The organism is Roseofilum capinflatum BLCC-M114, from assembly GCF_030068505.1.
GTDB lineage: Bacteria > Cyanobacteriota > Cyanobacteriia > Cyanobacteriales > Desertifilaceae > Roseofilum > Roseofilum capinflatum.
Genome location: NZ_JAQOSO010000120.1, coordinates 73,092 through 95,050, shown reverse-complemented (window position 1 = coordinate 95,050; position 21,959 = coordinate 73,092). Strand labels below are relative to the sequence as shown.

Here is a 21,959-nt window from a genome sequence, read left to right as displayed (position 1 = left end):
TCCCCCTTCTCCCGAATTGAGGCAAGCTCTTGGTAGGCATTCCCCAGATTATTTTGCGTCATGGCGTAATCTTGGGGAAATTTGTCGGATGTGTAGAACTTCAGGGCGTTGTCGTAAGCTGCGATCGCCTTGTCTAAATTCTCCCCCTTCTCCCGAATTGAGGCAAGTTCAGCGTAGGCATTCCCCAGATTATTTTGCGTCATGGCGTAATCTTGGGGAAATTCGTCGGGTGTGCGGAACTTGAGGGCATTGTGGTAAGCTGCGATCGCCTTCTCTAAATTCTCTGCCTTCTCCCGAATTGAGGCAAGGTCTTGGTAGGCAGCCCCCAGATTATTTTGCGTTTGCGCCCACAGTTCCGGGTTATTCTCCCGGCGCTGCAATACCCACTGATACCCAGCAATAGCAATCTCCTGATTCGTTTGCAGATCTCCCAAAGGAAAATTACTAATCTCAATACTGATATTCCCCACCAGCCCTACCATCGCGGTTTCTGCTTCTGGCTGTTTTTCAATAAATTGGTTCGCCCCCCCCTGCAACATCCCCGCAAACGCTCCATCCAGCAGATGCTGATGGCTTGCCAGCAGTGCTTGCGTCTGTTGCGAGTTCCCTGTCTGCTCGGCTTGCATTAATTGCACGATAAACTGACGATAGTCTTCTGGAGTGTGGCGCTGTTCCCGACTCTCTCCCCCAAACACCTGCTCCAACAACCGCACCAACCACCGCGCCACCTGTTCCTGTCCATTCTCCATCAACTCCTGCGCCGCACTCATCCCCACCTGCAACAACCCCTCATCCACCAGTCCTCGATTCTCGCGCAAAATCCGCCCCTCCTCTCCCTGCTCGCACTGCAACAGTTCATTCAGCAGGTTCACATATTCCCGTATCCGTTGTTCATCCATTTTTCCGTCCTCCCTTTTCAACAATTGTATACATCCCCACTCTTCGTCATTGCGAGTGGAACGCAGTGGAGCGAAGCAATCTCTATCTCCCGCTAGTGCCGTGACACACCTAATTTGATGCAATAGATTTTGTTTGTAGTGAGGGCTTCAGCCCTCTCCAGCTAGGCTTTTAAGCACTCTTCGTGCTTACTACAAACAAAGCACTATTTTAGCTGTATCATGGCACTACAGTGAAAAGATGGCTTCACTCCGTTCGCCATGACTAGCAAAGAATCAATTCAATCATCCCGTAGGGGCAGGTTTCACCCAGATTTTCGCCACCCACCCATCAATGTTGTATTCATGTCGCGAAGCGAAACCTGCCCCCACCCCTGGCGCTATGGGTGGGAGCCAGAAGCCCGGTTTCTTGGAGAAACCGGGCTTCTCCGAGACGACGAATCACACTCATGCTTTTCTCTGTTGATAGTGTTGTTGGGCCAACTGAGTATAGGCATCTTGTTCTGCCTGTAAATCGCCATCCATCGCTTCCCGATTGGCATGATAATACGTTAAAGCCGCATACACTTGAGTTAACGTTAAATGATCCAATCGCCGCGCAATTTCCTCTGCTCCATATCCTTGATTGTACAGAGCCGCCACGCGACGCACGGAGGTTCCCGTCCCTGCAATAATCGGCCGCCCAGAACGCAGTTTAGGATCGGTTGTAATCAGAGAATCGATATTAATTGAACTAACCAATAGTCTTGCCTCCTGGTTGAAAATACTTTATCCAATTTAGTCAAAGGTGGGCAGGGTATGCTTGTAGGATTTGAATCATTTTGCTTATCCTCCTGCCCACCCTACGATAATTTGCTCATTGTTAATTGATTCAATTTAGCCCAACGGTTGGGGGGGCGGGTTCAGCAAAGCGATCGATTGGTATTCTAGATTGTGGTATAACCCGCCCCTACAAATCAATTCAATCATCCCGTAGGGGCAGGTTTCACCCAGATTTTCGACACCAACCATCAACTCTGTGTTCATGTCGCGAAGCGAAACCTGCCCCCACCCCTGGCGCTATTGGTGGGAGCCAGAAGCCCGGTTTCTTGGAGAAACCGGGCTTCTCCGAAACTAGGGTTCCACCTCCAGCGTTAACATTGGACTACAGCCAGATAACCTGACAAACCTTCCATGACAACCCAACTTGAATTCAAAACTTCTGCCCCACCCTTCCGTTGGGATGAAGCCGGAGGTATCCGCATTGGGCAAACCCGCGTTACCCTCGACACTCTCCTAGCTGCCTATCACCAGGGTTCAACCCCCGAAGAAATCGCCATTCAGTTCCCCGTTCTCCGTCTAGAAGACATCTACAGCACCATTGCCTACTATCTCAACCACCGCCAGGAATGCGATCTTTATCTAGAGCAACGCCACCAACAAGCCCAACAGATGAGAGAACAACTCACTCAAACCCACAATTTAGCTCATTTAAGAGAGCGATTACTTGCCCGTTCTCAGAGTAAAGGAAACTAATGCGCCTACTTACCGATGAAAATTTTAACGGAGCCATATTACGAGGTTTGATCAGACGTTTACCTGAATTAGACATTGTTCGAGTCCAAGATGTCGGACTAATGAACGCTGACGATCCAGATATTCTAGAATGGGCAGCCAATGAGGGACGAATTTTGCTCACTCATGATGTGGCGACTATCACCATGTACGCTTATGAACGAGTTAATCAAGGACTACCCATGATTGGAGTCGTTGAGGTGATAGCCACAGCACCCATAGGCAGAATCATTAACGATTTAGAACTGTTTGTCCTTTGTAGTCAACCCGAAGACTATGAAAATCAAGTTCTGTTTATTCCTTTCCCTTAATTTTCTAATAATCCCGTAGGGGCAGGTTTCACCCAGATTTTGGCCACCCACCCCTGGCGCTATGGGTGGGAGCCAGAAGCCCGGTTTCTCCAAGAAACCGGGCTTCTCCGAGACTAGGGTTCCTGGCTTAAAGGTCATTCGTGGCTTCCTCACTTTCATACAAAGTAGTCGCCGCGTATTGCCAGGAAAAATTCACCAAATCTAATTGATCTTCTTCCGTCCAGGTATCACTTTCATCAATACTCCCTTCATCGTGCTGCCCTAAACTGGATTCTGCTTTTCTAGCTTTATAGTGCAAATAGTCAATGAAACTCGCCAATTCAGGGAGAGATTCTTCTGATAAGCCCTCAATGGCTTCAATAATTTTGTTTCGGGTTATTGTTGTAGAATTCATAAATCAATCCAAATTACAGTACATTGATTCAATTTAGCCCAACCGTTGGGGGGGCGGGTTTAGCAAAGTTATCGATTGGTATTCTAGATTGTGGTATAACCCGCCCCTACCCATCAATTCCACGATCCCGTAGGGGCAGGTTTCACCCAGATTTTGGCCACCCAAACATCAATCCTGTGAACCTGCCCCCACCACCGTATACCGGCGATAAAATCCTTGCCATTCCACTGTTTGCAATGTCTCCCACACCTCGACCATTTGCGCCCCGGTTAATTCCGGTATTTCGTCCTCTGGAAAATCCGAAAACGGCCAACCGTCGCGCAAAACAATCGCCAAAAATTCCGCCTCTCCCACATTAAAAGTCATATCCTGATAGTCAGCATTAACTCTGGGTATCCACTCCACCGACTCCGAGAGTTCATACTGCTTGGAAAATGCCCCAGAAGGACAAAGGGAATAACTGCCATCTTTTTCCCGAAGCAACAACAGCAAATACCCCGGAACCGGGACTTGTAATTTTAGTAAATATCCCTGATTCACTCGTAATTCTTGGGGCGGATTATTCGGTCTCCCCACGGCAATACGGTGGTCTTCCTGATTGGGAACTAGATCCTTGGGAACTAGCTCCAACCATCCCGGTTTTGCAGCCACTTGCTGCTGTTTCTGCAATTTCCCAAATGCCCACCGAGGAAAGGCTTTATTCCACAGCCAATCATAACAGACTTTCCAGGGGCCAACATCGGACTCACTCGGCGCACCAGTTTTTTTGTGCTTCAAATCGTCAAGGTTAACCCCATCAAGTTCCATTTGTTGACCAAAAGTAGTTTTGATTTTTTCGACCACTTCCTGAATAGTTTTGTTGATGTTACTCAGAGCAGAATTGCTGTTTAAGTCCTTGGTTATCTTAACTTTAATGGCTGGATGTTGCTCCTTGAAGTTATCTGGATGCCACCGATGCCAGAAGCAACGTTTTTGCGCTTCGCTATTGCGGTTATGGGTGAAAATTTGTTGCTTCGCGTACAAGAGGAATTGTTCTTGCAAGGTCTGCGGTTGAGAATACGCCATGGTTTTGCCCTACCACTGCTGTACTTATTCTTCTACACTAGCACAGGTTGCTGGTAGATGAAAAGATATTTTTGTAAGTTTTATTTTGTTTTATTTCCCTATATTTTGGTTTATTTTTGTTGATTTAATGCGGATTTTGGGCGGTGCGTTACGCTGTCGCTTTTCATGTCCGCTTGCGGAAACGCACCCTACGAGGTTTGTGTAAGAGATTTATATCGATTTATTTTTTCCATATTTTATCGCCATTTTCAGATGAAAAATAGGGGGATAAAACGGGAGTATGGACGTGGGAGATTAAGGATTATGAGTTCTCAAAACCGACAACGACAACGACAAGTTTTGATTCTGATTTCGGAGTTTGTGCTGCCGAATATGGTTGGGTTCATCCTAGATGCTTCTTTGGGCTTTAGCATGAGCGCGATCGTTGTGGCTTATCATGTATGGAAAACCTGGGATGGCTGATCCCCCTAAATCCCCCTTAAAAAGGGGGACTTAAAAACCCCCTTCTCCTGCGGGAGAAGGGGGTAGGGGGATGAGGGGCAACCTCTATATTACTCATCCAATAAAATCAATTGTTTGCGGTGAGTATGACGCAAGTATTCGTAGGGTGCGTTTCCGCAAGCGGACATGAAAAGCGACAGCGTAACGCACCCAAACCCACGTCCAAAAGATTACTCTGTACCGGGTGATGGACAAACTTGCCCCATTATTCATCGGATAAAATCAATTGTTTGCGGTGAGTTTGGCGCAAGGAAAACTCGACTGAATGAGAAGCAATAAATTCAAACAGATAAACCACATCGGTGGGACGCAGCAGGGTTCCATCATTGCGGCAACTGCCAAGATACCGAATATGAGCTAAACCGTCATCAGAAATCGATTCTAATTCTAATGCAAATAACTGCTCGCGCAGGTTAACTCGTTTGGGTTTGCCGGATTTAGTTTTTCCTTCTTTGATGATTTCCTCACGGTCTAAAATAGCCTGAATCCAATCTTGCCACTGTTGGGAAGTTATGGACTGGGAAGAGTCTAGGGTAATTTGGTATTCAGCTTTGTCTAATAACTGGGCGCTGCTTTTCCCTTTTAAGGGGATTTCTTGCACCTCGTAAAGGGGACATTCGGCGGGCAGTTGGGCGCGAAGACGGTGTAAAAAGTCTTCTGGCGCGACGGTTTCGGTTAATTCAAAATCGACTAACTCGCCACTGCTGGTGATGCCTAATGAGAGGGCGCTGGCGACCATGATCCGGGGGCCGGGATGATATCCTCCAGTATAGGCAACAGGTAAGCCAGCGCGACGTACTGCCCGGTCAAGCAGTCGCAGCCAGTCTAGGTGACTCATTTGGGCCATTTCTCCTTGTTTGCCCCATTTGACGCGCAGGCGTTGAACGGGGGGGACTTTGGTGTTGTCGTGGGCTTCTAGTTTGGGAATGGGGGGCGGGGTGACGATGATGTTATGGCCGAAGTCCGTGCCGCAGACTCCGCAGTGGGAACAGGTGTCAAAGGAGCAGTCGGGGACGGTGGTTTCTTGGAGGGCGCGTTTAAGGTCTTCTTTGAGCCAGGTTTTGCTAATGCCAGTATCGATATGATCCCAAGGGAGGGGTTGATCTAAGAGGGACTCAGATGATGAGGTCACCGAGCGGAGTCGAGGTGAGGTGTTTTCTGAAAGATGATCGGGAATGGCGTGCCAGGTTCCTTCGGTAATTTGCCGATATTTCCAGGTGAGTCCGGCTTGCTCGATCGCTTCTTCCCAAGCATTATAGGCTGTATCGAGGCTTTCCCACCAGGCATCCATGCCCGCGCCCCGCTTCCAGGCTTCGAGAATGACGGGGCCGAGTTGGCGATCGCCTCTTGAAAGAAAATCTTCCATGGCCGATAATCGAATATCGGTAAAGTTGGCCTTGACTCCCCGCATTTGCCGAAACTGTTCCCGCAGCAGTTCCTGTTTCCGCTCAAATTCTGCCGTTGCCACACTATGCCATTGGAAAGGGGTATGGGGTTTGGGGGTAAAGTTGGAGATAGTCAGGGTCACGCCCAACCGTTTACGGCCGCGAGTATAACATTCTTGCTGAAGCCAGTGGACGGTTTCGGCAATGCCCAAAATATCGGCATCGGTTTCTCCGGGTAAGCCAATCATAAAGTAAAGTTTGACTCGATCCCATCCTTGATCGTAGGCACTTTTTACGCCCCGCAACAGTTCCTCATTGGTCAGGCCCTTGTTAATAATGTCCCGCATCCGTTGGGTTCCGGCTTCGGGTGCAAAGGTGAGGGAACTTTTGCGCGTACCGCCGACAATGTTACCAATGTTTTCATCAAACCGGTCTACCCGTTGACTGGGGAGGGAGAGGGCGATTTTTTGGTCTTGCAGTTGGTTTCTCAGTTCTAAACCCACCGCAGGAAGGGCAAGATAGTCGGAGCAACTGAGAGAGAGCAGGGAGATTTCATTATAACCGGTGGCTTGAATGCCGTCGGCGATCGCCTCAATTGCATCATCGGGAGCCACATCCCGCGCTGGACGGGTGAGCATTCCCGGTTGGCAAAACCGGCAGCCCCTGGTACATCCGCGCCGAATTTCCATGGTTAACCGGTCGTGGATGGTTTCAATATAGGGCACGAGAGCGACGGAATAGGCGGGCATGGGGGGCGCTGTTCGGCGTAAAATGCGATCGGGTACATCCTCGCGCACGGGAACCACCCTACCGTCTGGTGTGGGTTGATAAAACTGGGGCACATAAACGCCAGGAACTTGGGCCAGATCTAAGAGTAAATCCACACGACTCAAGTTGTTTTTTAAGCCTTCTTCCACAACTAAGCCAATTTCTGGCAGCACTTCTTCCCCATCTCCAAGAGCCATAAAATCAAAGAATTGGGAATAGGGTTCCGGGTTGGAGGTGGCGGTTTGTCCCCCAGCAAAGATCAGGGGAAAATTGCCCTCTTTTCGCTCTTCCCAGGTGAGGGGAATACCGGCAAGATCGAGCATTTCCAGGATATTGGTGGCTCCGAGTTCGTAGCTGAGACTAAAGCCAATAATGTCAAATTCTGAGAGAGGGCGACGAGATTCGAGGGCAAATAGGGGAGTTTGGGTCTCCCGCAGTTTAGCGCTCATATCTGGGCCGGGTAAATAGGTGCGATCGCACAGTTGGCGCGGCTGGGCATTAATAATATTGTATAGAATTTGATGCCCCAAATTGGACGAGCCTAATTCATACAGTTCTGGATAGCTCAACACCCAATGCACAGATGTGTCTGACCAGGATTTATACGCTGCCCCTAATTCCTTACCGATATAGCGAGCGGGTTTATGGATATCGGGGGTCAATAATTGATCGATGGCAATAACCATAGGTTCACCTCTCGTATACTCTGTGTTCTCCCTGTAACGATCTGGCCAGAGTTGGGGCGATCGCACAGACTTCTAGGATACCGTAGGAGCCATTCCCCTGTCTTTGATATTCGACGAAGTGCGATCGCGATAAAATCAAGAAAAACTTGCCAAGTGAACTTATGTACCTCCAATATACTCCTAGAGATTACCTCCCCTCGGCAAAAGATTTACCCGACTCGGACGAGACTCCTGTGGATAATCAACTGCAACATCTAATTCCCGGACTTCTTGAAGCAGTGCTGGCTTTAATTTGGTCAGAGCGCATGGATTGGTTTTTTGGGGTAGACATGGGAGTATACTATGACCCCAACCAACCGGCCATTGTCCCGGATGGGTTTTTGAGTATCGGTGTCCCCAGAATTATTGATGAGGGCTTACGCTTATCCTATGTTCTCTGGGAAGAGGAACAAATTCCGACTTTAGTCTTAGAAGTCGTCTCAAAAACCAGAAGAGGAGAGTATAGCGAGAAAAAACAACACTATGCCCAACTGGGAATTCCCTACTATGTAATCTATAACCCCCTGCGGACACAGCAACAGCGATTAGAGGTTTATCAACTTAAGGGGGGTGAATATGAATTATTATCAGGGGAACCGGTATGGTTATCTGAACTCAATTTAGGCATAGGTCGAGGGCAAGGAACCTATCAAGGGATAGAGAGAGAATGGCTCTATTGGTATGATGAAGAGGGAAAGCGCTATCTGACACCAGAGGAAAGAGCCGAGAGTGCTGAACTTGAACGCGATCGCGAACGTCAAGAAAAAGAACTCGAACGAGACAGAGCCGATCTCCAACAACAGCGAGCCGAGAGTGCTGAATCCAATTTACAACAGCTACGAGAAAAACTACGACAGTTAAATATCGATCCTGATTCTCTTTAGAATTGCCAATCTGGGGGATTTTCCTTATAGGTCTTATAGGTATCATTACTTTAACCAATTGATCGAATGAATCAGCCCAAGTGTTGATCCTCCCGCGATCCCCGGCACGTAGTGATCTCTATCACTTCAATTTCGCTAATTCGATCACATCTGAGCCTAGATATTGACAGTTAACTATAGGTATACCAAGAAAGTGAGGTTCAATTATGATGCCCACCAGTTTAATCCGTCGGTTGGTAGAGCAGATCCTCTACTTAAAACGGCTCACCCCCGAATTGGAAAATGCCATTAATGCGGAATTAACGCGCTTAGGCCATATTTCTGATGTAGATTATGAAGCCCTCGAATTGTTGATGACCGAAATGGATGAAGGGCGTATTCAATTGGTTTCTAACCCCTAGGGTTCTGATTCTGGGTTTTGATTCAGACTCCAGAGGCGATCGATAAAGGATCGTAGCTGTTGATTATGTTCACTCCCCTTAGAGTTCGCGAGGTGCATTGGGTCTAATTTTGCAATGATAGGAATCACATCGGTGTCTAAGGCCGGATGAAATGCATGGACGGGCCATAAAAGATCGGGCCCCTGACGTAAATCATAATAAACGGGCAAGTCCGGTGAGAGTGAGGGGTGTCGATCAGCCCATTCCACCAGCATTAAGGGACGCACCCAAGCCAGACTTCTAGCGGTAACAATCTGAATCACTTCACTGTAGAGGCGATCGCCGTTAACCTCTAAGTACACAATTTGACAAGGTTGGATGTTATCCAGGTTCTCCATGCAACAGACAGAATATCATTGTTCATTGTTCGTTGTTCATTGATATTACATCAGCAATCTCACAAATTCATTCACTGCATCATACTGATCGGCCATGCGCGAATGCAATTCCAGCGATCGCAAATCCAAATCGGGCAACAGTTCGCTATTTTTTACCAACCGATATTCCGTAGACTGCAACGAATAAACGGCGATCGCGCCATCTTCCCAAAACCATACCTCTGGTACTCCTACCCGACGATACACTTCCAACGAATCAATACCACCACTGGTCAACACTATCTCAATTGCCAAATCTGGAATTGATTTTTTCTCATGTAAACAATAGGACTCATCCGGCTCTTTTCGACCTCCCAAGTCTTGAGAACCCAGTGTGGTACTCCCACGGGCGTAAAAACGAATGTTTTTTACGCGCAGATAAGCTTCCAAAAGCTGACTCAAGGTTTTTTTCGGTTCTTCATGAGCCTCTGATAAAGGAGACATAATCTGTAAATATCCATCTAAATAGGTTAAACGCGCTCCCGTTCCGACAAACCCTGCATCGAGTGTTTCTAATTTGTCCCAAGTGAGATTACCCACCAAAACCGCGTTTGGGTTGGCTTCTATTGATGATGGGGTGATAACCATGTGACTAACCTCAAGCGATCGTCCATACATAATAACAATCGGAACAGGGAATGCTATAATTTCACTTTAGGTTTACAAAAGAGCGCTGTATCAAGCCAATCAGAGTTCTTAGCATTTAATCACTCAAATACAAATGCTTTCCTTTGCTCCATTAACCAGAGGTATAAAGCTATGTCTGTAGAAACCATTGAAAAACGATCGACAACTCGCAAAATAGCCCCTCGTTATCGGGTGCTACTCCATAATGATGACTTCAACAGCATGGAATATGTCGTCGAAACCCTGCTCAAAACGGTGTCGAGCTTAACTCAGCCCCAAGCGGTCAGTATTATGATGGAAGCCCACAATAGTGGCCTAGCCCTAGTGATTACCTGCGCTCAGGAACATGCCGAATTTTACAGCGAAACCCTGAATAATCACGGACTCACTAGCACCATTGAGCCAGAAGAATAAAAGCGATAACCCCGTGGGGAAAAGGCAAAAAGCACCAGCCATACAACGAATCTTCCGATTTTTGGTGGTGCTTTTGTGCGTTTGGTTACCCATCGCTTTGCCCATTTATGTCTGGGTTCCTGACCCCAACTGGCAGAGCATTTTAGCCCTGGGTATCTTATATCTAGAGTTCCTGGTGCTGGTGTATGTCTGGTCTCGTTGGGTTGACCCTATTCCCTGTCTCTTCAAATATTATGGGGTGCGGTTAACCCAAGCCAACCGCTTAGAGTTTTTGGCCGGTTTGTGTGTTGCTGTTGCCTGTCTTTTCGGGTTATTTACCATACAAGAGCTAATGGGTTGGGTGATGTGGCGACCCTTACCTGCATCCATGACTCAAGTCATCTTAGAAGCAGCTCTGGTGGGTTTCGGAGTCGGTTGTGCAGAAGAGCTGTTTTTTCGGGGGTGGTTCCTGAGTGAACTGCAACGGGATTATTCTCCGAACCGCAGCGCTTGGATCAATGCCCTCATTTTTGCGATTTTACACTTTATTAAACCCCTAGGGGAAATTCTGCGAACTTGGGTTCAGTTTCCCGGTTTGGTGCTTTTGGGTTTAACCTTGGTTTGGGCCAAATATGCAACCCATGGACGCTTGGGTTTGTCGATTGGTCTGCATACGGGGTTGGTGGCCACCTTTTATGTAATCAATGTGGGTCAACTGATTGAGTATACCCAAACCGTTCCCCCTTGGGTGACTGGTATTGATCAAAATCCCCTAGCGGGTATGATGGGGATATTATTTCTCAGTGGGATTGGCTTTTGGGTCAGACGGCGATCGCGCAGAGTTCTGAAACAGGACAATCCCTGATAACCTAGGAATCCTTACCGGGTCAACTCGAATCTTATGAACACCGTTGTCCTTGAGTCTCACCCTTGTATCCTGGTGATTGAGAGTGATACGAACTTAGCTGAAAAAATGAGTCTGGACTTACAAGAATCGGGTTACGATCCAGTTTTGGCAAGCGATCCGAAACTCTCTCTGACTCAAGCGGATCGGATTAAACCCGATTTAATTATTATCGATCGCATGTTAGTCGGGGATTCAGGGTTAAGCATTTGTGAAAAAATGAGGGGACAGGGAATTGTGGCCCCGATTTTAATGTTAATGGCCAAAGATACGGTAGAAGACCGGGTGGCTTGTCTAGAGTCGGGAGCCGATGATTATTTTATTAAACCCTATCGCCCAGAAGAATTTTTAGAACGACTTCGACTCTATCTGAAAAGTAATACGGACAATAATGAACAGTTGCGCTTTAGTGACCTGATTTTGGATCTCGGTACTCGCAAGGCATTTCGGGATGGACGAGCAATTGAGTTAACGATGAAGGAGTTTGAACTGCTCAAGTGTTTGATGGAACATCCCCGCGATGTCTTAACCCGCGAACAGATTTTAGAGCAGGTTTGGGGCTATGACTTTATGGGAGAATCGAATGTGATTGAGGTCTATATCCGCTACTTACGGCTGAAAATTGAACATGAGGGGGAAAAGCGGCTCATTCAGACGGTGCGCGGTGTCGGCTATGTTTTGCGAGAACCTTGACATGGGAAAGAAGAGAAACGTGAATGGGATAGTGTTGGGGTTGGCACTGTTATTAAGTTTGGGAACCATCGGATGTGCCAGATCAACCCCTCCCCCTGCTTCTGTCGATCGCATCGCGCAAGAGAACCCCAAGGGACAGCAGTTGGAAGTGTCTGCACAGGTGGAAATTTCTGGAGAACCCATCGATCTAGAAGTGGCTCGCACTCCTGAACAACAGGCTTTAGGATTAATGTATCGACCCGAATTACCGGATAATCGGGGCATGTTATTTCCGTTTTCTTCTCCTAGAATCCTGACATTTTGGATGAAAAATGTCCCGGTTCCCTTAGATATGGTCTTTTTGCTTGATGGAGAAGTGAAAGCGATCGCCGCTTCGGTTCCCCCTTGTACTACTCCTTCTTGTCCTGTTTATGGGCCGAATGAACCCGTCAATCAAGTGATTGAGTTGCGCTCTGGACGAGCAGCAGAGTTAGGCCTACAAGTGGGCGATCGCCTAGAAATTCAGTTTTTAGATTCGCCCTAATCTTTCCCTGTTCCTCATGTTCTGGATCTCTTGCTGGTCAAGGGTTTTCGCCAGTTTATCTTCCAATCTCTATGGCTCAGAGTTGATCCCCATCAACAAAATCGGTTAAAAATCTGTACAAGTCTTTACAAAACCTTAAAGATTTGATAGTCTGAAAAACCTGAAGCATAATAATGAAGTTATAAACCCAACCTCAAGATCTGGGAAAAGGGGTAAACCTGCGATCGGAGACGCTCCAGATCTCCTGGAACTTTATATCCTGCTCATCAGACTCTTACCTTGGCTCAGATTGTGATCGAGATCCTATTGCAAGAGGGTAGACGATCACATCCTGGATTAAATCCCTTGAATTATGCTTAGATGACGGGGACAGAATATAAACTGACTCCGCCACCACCCAATTAACAAATCCTGATTTCAAAATAAGTTTTTAAGATAATGAGGTGAAAAATTTGATTATGTCCCCTGGAAGCTACGCCAAATTAATTCGGTTTTTACAAGACGAGTTATCGATCTCTTCTTCTTCGATCTCCTTAGCCATGAGACAGTGCGAACACGATCCCGGCCCCTTGCCCATGGTGTTGTGGCAATACGGTTTAGTCACTTTAGAGCAGCTCGATCAAATCTTTGATTGGCTGGAAACTGCCTAGATCTCAGGTCAAGTGGAATCAGACTATGGAGGCTAGGGTTGATCGTCGCTCTAAAACGGATTCTAACTAATGCCTGGATGACGCTTCATCAGGTAATCATCAACAAGTTAAACATCCAAAAGCGGGTTGAAGGTTCAACCCGCTTTTAGCAATTGTTGCTACAATCAGTTGGGAATTGAGAGTGTTGATTCAGTTCATTGACCAAATCGTGAAAGTTGAAGTGTTCTATGGAGTTATCAAAACTGATTTTTAGGGGCCTTAAAGCCGATCATTTCCGTCATCCCCTGGATCGCGAAGCGACGCAAGCGCTCAAGCAACTGCCCGGACTGGATATGGTGATCCGTAATTTGCTGGCTCCCGTGGGGGAAAAATATTTCTATTTAGATAATATTGCCTCTAGTATTTTGGTGAGCGATCGCCAACTGCCCCATTTACACCAGTTGCTCCTAGAAGCCAGCCGAATTTTAGACCTAGAACCGCCCCAACTCTACATTAAGCAGCATCCCGTTCCCAACGCCTATACCTTCGCCATGCGGGGACGGCAACCCTTTATGGTAGTGCATACCTCTTTGATCGAACTGCTTAATCCCGAAGAAATTCAAGCCGTTATAGCCCATGAATTAGGCCATCTCAAATGCGATCATGGGGTATACCTCACCTTAGCCAATCTGATGGTAATCGGAGCCAGTTTAGTGCCCAACTGGGGAACTCTGGTGGCTCAACAACTGCAAAGCCAGTTAATGGAATGGGTCAGATGTGCGGAGTTTTCCTGCGATCGCTCCGCCCTCCTCGTCAGCCAAAACCCCAGAGTCGTCATGTCTGTCCTCATGAAACTCGCCGGTGGATCGCCCTCCCTTGCCCCCCAGCTTAACCTCGATGCCTTCATCGACCAAGCTCGCGCCTACGATCGCATCGATGAGAGTGAACTCGGTCAACTGCTCAAAGAAGCCCAAGTTGCTGAACTCACCCACCCCGTTCCCGTCCTCCGTGCCAGAGAAGTCGATCGATGGGGAAAAAGCCAAGATTATCAAAACCTGTTGCAAAATCTGAAAATAGGTTATAATGATCGAGCTATCCATAAGGGCGGATGGCGAAATTGGTAGACGCACCACACTCAAAATGTGGCACCTCCGGGTATGAGAGTTCGAGTCTCTCTCCGCCCATATAGTTATTTCAAATAGCAATAAAAGCGTATCAAGGCTTTCACACTCATACCCGGAGGTGCTGAGAGCAACCCAATCCTATATTGTTGTGACTGTCGATCATAACAGCGCAAAGGGCTGTATTTCTAGTTTACGGTTTGCTCAAGAGTTTTGGGCCGCTCCATTGAATACCGATCGCCCCCAGAGGTGCGGTGATAATGATACTCAAAACGGCGATCGCCAAAATAGTCTGTCCGGTGGCTTCCGTCATTGAGGTCATTTTGCCGTCATAAAACAAACTCAGGGGCACTGCACCAATGGCCGCTTGTACTGTGGCTTTCGGCCAATAGGCGATCATACAAAAGATCTTTTCTTTCCGGTTCAGATGGCACTTGAGTAAGGAAAGCCAGACTCCGAGACTGCGAGCGAGTAAACCCAAAAATAGCATCAATACGCCAATCCCCAACACCTCCACACTGATTTGATTCAGGTCTACCTGTGTGCCAATATAAACAAATAAGAGAATTTCCGCTAACACCCAAACCTTACCAAATTTAGCGGCTAGGCGACGGGCGAGGGTATCATATTTTTCTAGGATGACAAAGCCGATCGCCATAATTCCCAACAAACCGGCGATCGGGATCGCGTTTTTCACGACATCGAGTTCTGTAAATTCATAAAATAAAACAGCAATCATCATAAAGATAATCACTTTTTTCGTATCCCGGAGATGATAGCGCTTAAAGAACCACACCAAGCCAAATCCAATCCCCACTCCAATGGCTGCACCAACAAAAATTCCTAGGGGAACACTGACCAAAATATGGGTTAAATTCAAGGATTCACCCGTAGCTAAACCGACAAAAACGCCAAAAATGGTAATGGCAAATACATCATCAACGGATGCACCGGCTAACACTAAAGTGGGGACTTCTTTATTTTTTCCCCAACCCGCATCCTTGAGTTCTAGCATGGAGGGGACAACCACCGCAGGGGAAACGGCGGCTAAAATAAAGCCTAACATTCCTCCTTCAATTAACGTTAAATTTAAGAGAAAATGAGATAACAATAAAATGGTGCTTCCTTCAATGATTCCGGGAATACAACTGAGGCGAATGGCTGGCCCGCCAATGGTGTTTAATGTGGCTCGATTAATGCCTAATCCGGCACGAATTAAAATAACAATTAGGGCTACAGTTTTAAATTCTTTTAAAAGTTCTAAAACCGGATCGCTCACCCAATCAAGAAAACTGGGGCCAATGAGTAATCCGGTCGTGACTAATCCCAATAATCCCGGCATTTTTATCCGTATAAACAGATAATAAAAGAGGAGCGCTACCAGGATAATTAAGGCGAATTCAAGTAACATGAAGTTTGGGTAATGGTGAATAGTGAATAGGGATGATGTTTAAGCCAATCTATCCTAGGGTGGGCAGGGCAAAAGTTATAGAAGTTGAATACTATTGCTGCCTCACTTGCCCACCCTACCGGCTGTCCAATCTACTATTGTTAGTCCAGGAACTTGCTGGAAATCCCGTTGGTTGCGGGTGACGACTGTAGCACCTGTTGATAGGGCAATAGCGGCAATTCGCATATCTTTTTGCAGTCGATTTTTGCGTAATGGAGGGTTTTCTTTTAAGAGTTGCTTTAAACACTGGTCGGCTTCGGGTGTAAAGTCAAGAATTTCCAGAGTTTTTAAGAATTTTAGGGTCAAGGAAAGCTTGGCATATAATGCTGGCAGATTATTGATTTCTGAGGGGTCGTTGATTCTGCCGACCCAACCGTTGAAGAGTTCTTGCACGGTAATGATGGTAATCGCTATCTGGTTTTTGTCTGCGTTGGCTATTAGTTGGGGATGGTTGTAGAGAATTAAGGAAACACAGTCCGTATCTAGAATATATGGAGACACTTTGAGTTGCTCCTACTGGTAATAGGAGGGATCGACTTCTGAGTTATCTTCTGAATTGCGTTCGGCATGAATGGAGTCCAGAATCGCTTCAAAGTCAGGGTCATCTCTAAATATACCAGCAAATCTTTCCCATTCTTGTTCGAGGTGCGGGGGGTTTGGAGCGGTGATGTGGGATAAGGTTTGTTTGATTGCGGTGAGTTCTTGTTCTAAAGTGGCGACTCGGATTTCTAGGGGATGAAGTTGCTCGGTTATGGATGGATTGGCCATAGCTGTTTGAAAGCGGTTGGGTCTGTTGAGACTATTGTAACGTCTTAGGACTATCATTAATAAACCAGAGAAAAACGTGAGTATCTAACAGGAACTTCATTCCATATACTCCTGGAACTCTTCAAGGGGCTGGTCAAAATCTGGAGCTATGGTAATTTGTCCTTTGGCACTGCCTCGTTTGCGTCGTTTTCCAGGGGAGGAAAATGGACTTAACTTGAGGACAGGTTGGCGATCGCGGGTGATAATAATTTCATCCCCATTCAAAGCCACCTCAAGTAGTTTACCAATTTGAGCTTGAGCATAGACAATATCAACTTGTTGCATCACTTCTGTGTCAATCAACCCATCTAGGCGAGGAAACTATACGCCCTAGTATAACCTCCTTATAATAGAATCGGTCTTTAACATGAAAAACCCCTGCCCAGATCAAAGGGCTAGGGGAAATGAAAATCTGGATTAAAGCAGTTCCTGATTTTAATCCATTCTTCTCGATCGCCGATTATGCATGACCCAAGGCTTTAGAGGCCGAAATACCGGCTTGGCGTAGTTGCCGTGAATATTGGGTGGCCACTAAACCAACTACTGACCATTGGGTTAACACGGAGAACATGACCGTCAGAGCGGATGTATGGTTGAGCGCTTCCCAGGGGAAGATGGTAAACATCCAGAGCAGGGGCGCTTCTTCAGGATAGGCGGAGAGAACCAGGAAGGCTAAGGGAAGCAGAGAAATTGCTCCACCGATCGCTGCGGTTGCCCAAATTCCGCTTTTCTTGGATTTCATCATCATAATCAGTTGGGCAACACTGGCATAAACGAGCAGCACGGAAAAGCTCAATACCAGGTTAAAGATTCCATGGAGAATATCGTCTGTTCCGCCTGGCCACATTAAGATCCAGGGGAGAATGATTAACTGAGCTTCGGCTAAGTTTAAGGCGATTGCCAATAGAGCTGGACTTTTATCTCCAGACATCAGGTCTTGGAACAGCCCTTGATGGCGCGTTTCCGACATATGGCGATACCGGGCCCAGTCTACACAAACCTGTCTTTGGGGAGACAAAGCGGCCATTAATCCCGCAAAGAAAATCAGGTTGAACACCAGTAGAGTATAAAGATTCTCAAATTCATATCCATGGGGAGCTAAACCGAGGGTGAAGACGCTGAAGCATCCGGTTAACCAAAAGGACTGTTGTTTGCTGATTAAAGTCTTATTGGGATTGCGGAAACAGCGATCGATCACCAGCCAATTCCAAGCTGTCCATACCCCACAAGTGACGACCATGGCTAAACTTAAGCCGACCACAGTTTGGCCAATGGGCAGTATAAACCAGTGCCATTCCATGGAATGCTTGAGTAAATCAATTAAATCGTAATTAAAGAGCTGAATATTACCCAACCATTTTTCCCCGATCATATAGGGAAGTAAGCTAGAGGGTGTAAACAGTTTCAGGATATCAATGGGCGCATCTTCAACCCGCATCATGGAAGTGATAAACAGAAAAGCGGTGACTAAACCCCCACCTAACCAAGCCTGGAACCCACCCATCCAATGGCTGACCAAACCGAAGAGGATGGAACCACTGAAGAAGAAGGCACTACAGGCCAATAACACGCCATAATAGAGGGCCAGTAATCCGAGGGGCATATGCAGATTAATTGCTGCCCACAGATGGAGAGGAAAGGCGAGGAAGCAGCCAAAATACAGTAAGCTAGGGGCCCCTAGAACTTTACCTAAGAGAATGTGTTGGGTAGACTGGGGACTCAGGCGAATAAAATTTAGGGTTCCTTTGCGCTCTTCTCGGTCGAGGTCGCTGATAATCAGATAGGTTCCCCCAACCAATAGGGCAAATAAACCCACCACGGTTAACCAGACAAATACATCTGACCACCAGAGTTGCCAGTTAATTTCCGGTTTAGCGAACTGATCGGTTAAACAGCGTAAGCTGTGATAGTAGTATTCTGGTTTTCCTCCGGTACAGTAGCGGTCGTATTCACTATGGCGATCGGGTAATTCGTTGAGGAAGCCAAAGAGTACCAAGACTTGGGCAAACAAAGACATGCCACCGGCAACCATGATATTCCGAGGATTAAACCGACCTTTAAGTTCTCGGAAGAGTTGGGGGTTAATTTCCCCAATAATGTTCATTACATCTAGTCTCATCAGAAAATGTGGGTGGGAACCCGTCCTTTTAGGACGGCTTTACAGTGCAATGTTTACGCAACAATCAAGCCATTTGATCGGCGGATCAGAGTGACTTTAGTTGCTGCGATCTGCCCCAACCGTTTCCAGTTGGCATCGCTGACAGATATTTGCTTTTCGGTATCGCCGGAAACATAACCAATCCCTTTTGGAGATTGAACTAAGTCACCTTTACGAACACCGTGACGAGTTGTAGATCCGCCATATTTACGGCGACTCCCTCCTTTCGCTGGAACCATGAGATGCAGTTGCCGACGGGAATAAGGGGGTCTACGAATCACAAAGAACGGTGCAGTGGTGATACAGACGGAACCAAACCACGTTGCGCCATCCTCGCTAACCTTGTGATACTTGCGGTACTCGATAAAGTGCGATGCAGCAATGGCAACCCCGTCTACAGCGTGAGTGTTGAACTCAGCTTTGGACTTGTCTGCTTTGTTTTTTGTCAAGTCCAACTCACGACGCACCAATGCTGTTTTATAGCCTTCGATTTTCACCACAGGCGCAAACTGAGCTAACTGCTCTAACACCCATGCTTGACCTACCATTACAGGTGAAAATCCTTTGCCTGATTTCGCTTTTTTGCGTCCGCTCGTCAGATCAACATCAGCTTTTACATACTCGTAACGAATCTCAATCACTGGATATATCTTACAGAGTTCTGAGACGATTCTCAGTTCGAGTTGACGATTAGCTCGAATCGATGGGGCAAGTTTGCCCTGCCGACGATTCTCAAACCGTTTCTGCCGATGGGCACGTTTTGTGAAGGCAACCTTGCGATTGATTCTGCGTCCTCGTCTTGCCCGACGCATTAAACGGCGATTGTCCATCCTGTCTCTTACCTTTTGGAACGGGAGAATTAGATGAGCCGTGTAAAGCGTGAACTTAGAAGATTGAACGCCGATGCCAGAATATTTCTTGCCGGGGTCAATCCCAATAACGATATCCTGAGTCTCGCATCCTGATGGCTCAACGGTCAGTTGCACGTAGAACTGACCGCAATCCGACCAGCGCTTGACGGCTTTCCCTGATTCAATCCACTTACGCGCCCGCGCCGGAGTTGTGGGCATGAGTGGCTTGTGGTCTTTGTCTACGACTGGAATCCTAAGTATCTGCATGATTGGTATAACCCACATTGTTTAAGTCCCTTTGACCACCAAACAAACCATGTCTTGGCTTAACCCAACGCCTGAACCAACAGGCTTACAGATAATCCGAACTAGGGAAGTATTCGGAAGTGTGTGGGATTGTTTGGCGCGGCGGTCTAGTCACTACTACGAAAACTTGGCTGTTTTCAATCTCCGTGGCTTCAGCCCGGAGTCAGTGACATATCCTTTACAGAGGGCATTAACTTAAGATGCTTGCTTATGACCCAATTTCAGGAAGATGGTTTCTAAATCTTCCTGGGTAGAGTAAAACTCAGTTATGGGTAAATTAGCGCTAATGAGCGATCGCAATAACTGGGCGCTCTCTTCTGGGGTTCCGTTAAAGTTCACCCGCAAATGACCCGATGAGAGGGTTTCCCATCCGTCCACCTGGGAAAACTGTTTCAGTTCTGTAATCAAGGCATCTTGAGATCCCAAGGTGGCGATCGAGATTTGTTGACGACTTAAGCGCTGATACAAATCTTTTAGAGTTGTGCTTTCGACTAAGTAGCCCAATTCCATGATACCCACGGACGTACAGAGTTCTGCCAAGTCACTGAGGACATGGGAGGAAATTAAAACGGTCATTCCTGCTTCTTGCAGAACTTTGATAATTTCCCGAAACTGCATTCGCGCAATGGGATCTAAGCCGGACACCGGTTCATCGAGCAATAACACAATCGGTTCATGGATAATGGTTCGAGCTAAGGAAAGCCGTTGTTTCATCCCCCGCGAGAGGGTGGAAATCTGACTATTGCGCTTATTGCCCAGTTGTACCAGTTCTAGCACATCATAGAGGCGTTGCCGACGGCGGGGGTCTTTGAGTTGATATAAGCGGGCAAAATAGTCTAAATAGTCCCAAACGGTGAGATCGTCATACACGGGGAAATCGTCGGGTAGATAACCAATGCGCCGTTTGAGGGTGGGGTTAGAATGGTCTCTGAGGAGGCGATCGCCGTTAATGTAAATTTCCCCAGTTGTCGGTTCTTCGGCCGCTGCCAACATGCGAATTAAGGTCGTTTTCCCTGCACCATTGGGGCCAATTAAACCGTAGACCTCACCGCGTCCGACTTCTAAATCTAGATCGTTGACCGCGATATGGCGGTCAAATTGCTTGGTCAGTCCACAAGTCCGGATTGCCAGTTCGTTTGCCATAATCCTTAATCTAAAGCTTAACTATCAGCCTAGCTTCTGGGACTAGGATTTGGCAGTCATGTTTCCAAAACTGTAACCTTTTTCTCTGGCGATCGCTTACGACTTCTTCGTATTCTTCGCGGATGAAGTCCGTCTTAATTGAGTCTTAAGCAACTTAGGAATATCCGCCGGTTTCTCGGCCACAGGAATTTTACCCGCCTTAAACGCTTCTAACTTGCGATCGCTAATATCTTTACTCACCATTGACCCCCGTCCGGCTTTCATCTCAGTGACCAATAACCGAGACGCAATCAAAGTCGCTGCATGGCCCTTACGACGGGGTTGGGGGGCCCGTTGACCCGCTAAATAAGCGACCACGGGTTTATCAATGGCTTCTATGATGTATTCGGCCGCTTGTTCCTCTCCCCCTAACCCATCAATCTCACCCACTAAAACGATCGCATCGGTTTGGTCGTCTTCTTCTAAAATCTGTAACCATTGGGCAAACGAAGACCCTAAAATCGTTTCTCGGCCTAAACCCACCCCTACCGATTGACCGAATCCTGCTTTACTTAACTCTAAAGCCACCTGATAGGTCAGAGTATCGGCGCAACTAATCAGACCAATGCGACCGGGAGTATAACATTGGCTAGGATGGGTTCCCAGTAGCACTTGACCAGGGACAATAATCCCCGGACAGTTGGGCCCCAACACCAAGGTTTCTGTGACTTCGGCTTTGCGAAGTAACTTCACCATATCCAGGGGAGGCATCCCAGAGGGAATTAAAATCAGATGGCGAATTCCGGCGGCGATCGCCTCTAGAGCCGCATCTAGCATTTCATAGGGCGGTACAAAAATCAACGAGGTATCAATCCCCTCCACCCGATGAACCGCCTCTTCCACCAAATCAAACGTAGGAATGCCTTCAATTTCTTGGCCCCCTTCTCCTGCGCTCACCCCCGCCACCACATTCGTGCCATACTCTTTCATTAACCGGGCATGGACTCGTCCTAAGGCCTGGGTAATTCCTTGGACTAATACTTTTTGAGTATGACTAAAGTTCATGGGTAATTAG

General features: G+C 47.2%; 26 protein-coding genes and 1 tRNA gene. 12 read left to right on the top strand and 15 right to left on the bottom strand.

The window, feature by feature from the left end:
- Together PMG25_RS24340 and PMG25_RS24335 are read right to left on the bottom strand one after the other, a co-directional pair.
- On the bottom strand, positions 1–899 hold an 899-nt coding region (locus tag PMG25_RS24340), incomplete at its 3' end, for a tetratricopeptide repeat protein (RefSeq protein ID WP_283769477.1).
- Positions 900–1,343: 444 nt separating this feature from the next.
- The gene (locus PMG25_RS24335; RefSeq protein WP_283769476.1) at positions 1,344–1,637 is read right to left on the bottom strand and encodes a DUF433 domain-containing protein; all 294 of its coding nucleotides are present in this window, start codon (positions 1,635–1,637) and stop codon (positions 1,344–1,346) included.
- A gap of 432 nt (positions 1,638–2,069) precedes the next feature.
- Here PMG25_RS24335 and PMG25_RS24330 point away from each other — a divergent pair, with 432 nt between their 5' ends.
- Positions 2,070–2,411, top strand: coding sequence for a DUF433 domain-containing protein (locus tag PMG25_RS24330; RefSeq protein WP_283767917.1), 342 nt, complete (start codon positions 2,070–2,072; stop codon positions 2,409–2,411).
- The gene (locus PMG25_RS24325; RefSeq protein ID WP_283769475.1) at positions 2,411–2,761 is read left to right on the top strand and encodes a DUF5615 family PIN-like protein; all 351 of its coding nucleotides are present in this window, start codon (positions 2,411–2,413) and stop codon (positions 2,759–2,761) included. Before PMG25_RS24330 ends, PMG25_RS24325 begins: the two co-directional genes overlap by 1 nt.
- 127 nt (positions 2,762–2,888) lie before the next feature.
- Here PMG25_RS24325 and PMG25_RS24320 read toward each other — a convergent pair whose 3' ends face one another.
- Positions 2,889–3,155, bottom strand: a complete 267-nt coding sequence (locus tag PMG25_RS24320; protein WP_283769474.1) for a hypothetical protein — start codon at positions 3,153–3,155, stop codon at positions 2,889–2,891.
- Between the two features lie 168 nt (positions 3,156–3,323).
- Complete coding sequence (locus tag PMG25_RS24315; protein WP_283769473.1) at positions 3,324–4,220, bottom strand: hypothetical protein; 897 nt, start codon at positions 4,218–4,220, stop codon at positions 3,324–3,326.
- A 303-nt stretch (positions 4,221–4,523) separates the two neighbouring features.
- On the opposite strand from PMG25_RS24315, the gene PMG25_RS24310 reads away from it, so the two are divergent.
- Positions 4,524–4,682, top strand: coding sequence for a hypothetical protein (locus PMG25_RS24310; protein WP_283769472.1), 159 nt, complete (start codon positions 4,524–4,526; stop codon positions 4,680–4,682).
- A gap of 244 nt (positions 4,683–4,926) precedes the next feature.
- Here the strand turns inward: PMG25_RS24310 and PMG25_RS24305 are convergent, their stop codons facing one another.
- Complete coding sequence (locus tag PMG25_RS24305; RefSeq protein ID WP_283769471.1) at positions 4,927–7,560, bottom strand: TIGR03960 family B12-binding radical SAM protein; 2,634 nt, start codon at positions 7,558–7,560, stop codon at positions 4,927–4,929.
- Positions 7,561–7,721: 161 nt separating this feature from the next.
- Between PMG25_RS24305 and PMG25_RS24300 the strand changes: the two genes are divergently transcribed.
- Positions 7,722–8,483 (top strand): Uma2 family endonuclease, encoded by a 762-nt coding sequence (locus PMG25_RS24300; RefSeq protein WP_283769470.1) that lies wholly within the window; start codon positions 7,722–7,724, stop codon positions 8,481–8,483.
- Positions 8,484–8,689: 206 nt separating this feature from the next.
- Positions 8,690–8,884, top strand: coding sequence for a hypothetical protein (locus tag PMG25_RS24295; RefSeq protein ID WP_283762142.1), 195 nt, complete (start codon positions 8,690–8,692; stop codon positions 8,882–8,884).
- On the opposite strand, the gene PMG25_RS24290 is transcribed toward PMG25_RS24295, so the two are convergent.
- Positions 8,881–9,225, bottom strand: coding sequence for a hypothetical protein (locus tag PMG25_RS24290; protein ID WP_283769469.1), 345 nt, complete (start codon positions 9,223–9,225; stop codon positions 8,881–8,883). The genes PMG25_RS24295 and PMG25_RS24290 overlap by 4 nt on opposite strands.
- Positions 9,226–9,306: 81 nt before the next feature.
- Positions 9,307–9,888: a Uma2 family endonuclease gene (locus PMG25_RS24285; RefSeq protein ID WP_283754934.1), complete on the bottom strand. Its 582-nt coding sequence runs from the start codon at positions 9,886–9,888 to the stop codon at positions 9,307–9,309.
- 171 nt (positions 9,889–10,059) lie between these two features.
- Between PMG25_RS24285 and clpS the strand changes: the two genes are divergently transcribed.
- The 7 genes from clpS (at position 10,060) to PMG25_RS24250 (ending at position 14,253) form a co-directional block, all read left to right on the top strand.
- Complete coding sequence (gene clpS, locus PMG25_RS24280; RefSeq protein WP_283769468.1) at positions 10,060–10,341, top strand: ATP-dependent Clp protease adapter ClpS; 282 nt, start codon at positions 10,060–10,062, stop codon at positions 10,339–10,341.
- A 13-nt stretch (positions 10,342–10,354) separates the two neighbouring features.
- Positions 10,355–11,185, top strand: coding sequence for a CPBP family intramembrane glutamic endopeptidase (locus PMG25_RS24275; RefSeq protein ID WP_283769467.1), 831 nt, complete (start codon positions 10,355–10,357; stop codon positions 11,183–11,185).
- 36 nt (positions 11,186–11,221) lie between these two features.
- A complete protein-coding gene (gene nblR / locus PMG25_RS24270) occupies positions 11,222–11,917 on the top strand; it encodes a response regulator transcription factor NblR (RefSeq protein WP_283769466.1) in 696 nt (231 codons plus the stop codon).
- Between the two features lies 1 nt (position 11,918).
- A complete protein-coding gene (locus PMG25_RS24265; protein WP_347178936.1) occupies positions 11,919–12,440 on the top strand; it encodes a DUF192 domain-containing protein in 522 nt (173 codons plus the stop codon).
- A gap of 458 nt (positions 12,441–12,898) precedes the next feature.
- Positions 12,899–13,090, top strand: a complete 192-nt coding sequence (locus PMG25_RS24260) for a DUF2949 domain-containing protein (protein WP_271937459.1) — start codon at positions 12,899–12,901, stop codon at positions 13,088–13,090.
- A gap of 227 nt (positions 13,091–13,317) precedes the next feature.
- Positions 13,318–14,193, top strand: a complete 876-nt coding sequence (locus PMG25_RS24255) for a M48 family metallopeptidase (protein WP_283769464.1) — start codon at positions 13,318–13,320, stop codon at positions 14,191–14,193.
- Positions 14,172–14,253, top strand: a tRNA-Leu gene (locus PMG25_RS24250). The genes PMG25_RS24255 and PMG25_RS24250 overlap by 22 nt, the downstream gene beginning before the upstream one ends.
- Positions 14,254–14,383: 130 nt before the next feature.
- On the opposite strand, the gene PMG25_RS24245 is transcribed toward PMG25_RS24250, so the two are convergent.
- From PMG25_RS24245 to PMG25_RS24210, 8 genes are all read right to left on the bottom strand, one after another.
- Positions 14,384–15,601, bottom strand: coding sequence for a cation:proton antiporter (locus PMG25_RS24245; RefSeq protein ID WP_283769463.1), 1,218 nt, complete (start codon positions 15,599–15,601; stop codon positions 14,384–14,386).
- Between the two features lie 102 nt (positions 15,602–15,703).
- Positions 15,704–16,141 carry a type II toxin-antitoxin system VapC family toxin gene (locus PMG25_RS24240; RefSeq protein ID WP_283769462.1) on the bottom strand — a complete coding sequence of 146 codons (438 nt, stop codon included), beginning with the start codon at positions 16,139–16,141 and terminating at the stop codon, positions 15,704–15,706.
- A gap of 12 nt (positions 16,142–16,153) precedes the next feature.
- Positions 16,154–16,408 carry a hypothetical protein gene (locus tag PMG25_RS24235; RefSeq protein ID WP_283769461.1) on the bottom strand — a complete coding sequence of 85 codons (255 nt, stop codon included), beginning with the start codon at positions 16,406–16,408 and terminating at the stop codon, positions 16,154–16,156.
- Positions 16,409–16,504: 96 nt separating this feature from the next.
- Positions 16,505–16,732 (bottom strand): type II toxin-antitoxin system Phd/YefM family antitoxin, encoded by a 228-nt coding sequence (locus PMG25_RS24230; RefSeq protein WP_283769460.1) that lies wholly within the window; start codon positions 16,730–16,732, stop codon positions 16,505–16,507.
- Between the two features lie 175 nt (positions 16,733–16,907).
- On the bottom strand, positions 16,908–18,551 hold the full coding sequence (locus PMG25_RS24225; protein WP_283769459.1) for a hypothetical protein: 1,644 nt from the start codon (positions 18,549–18,551) through the stop codon (positions 16,908–16,910).
- A gap of 68 nt (positions 18,552–18,619) precedes the next feature.
- Positions 18,620–19,717: an RRXRR domain-containing protein gene (locus PMG25_RS24220; RefSeq protein WP_347178940.1), complete on the bottom strand. Its 1,098-nt coding sequence runs from the start codon at positions 19,715–19,717 to the stop codon at positions 18,620–18,622.
- Between the two features lie 240 nt (positions 19,718–19,957).
- The gene (locus PMG25_RS24215; protein ID WP_283769458.1) at positions 19,958–20,905 is read right to left on the bottom strand and encodes an ABC transporter ATP-binding protein; all 948 of its coding nucleotides are present in this window, start codon (positions 20,903–20,905) and stop codon (positions 19,958–19,960) included.
- 96 nt (positions 20,906–21,001) lie between these two features.
- Complete coding sequence (locus PMG25_RS24210) at positions 21,002–21,949, bottom strand: succinate--CoA ligase subunit alpha (RefSeq protein ID WP_283769457.1); 948 nt, start codon at positions 21,947–21,949, stop codon at positions 21,002–21,004.
- Between the last annotated feature and the right edge of the window lie 10 nt (positions 21,950–21,959).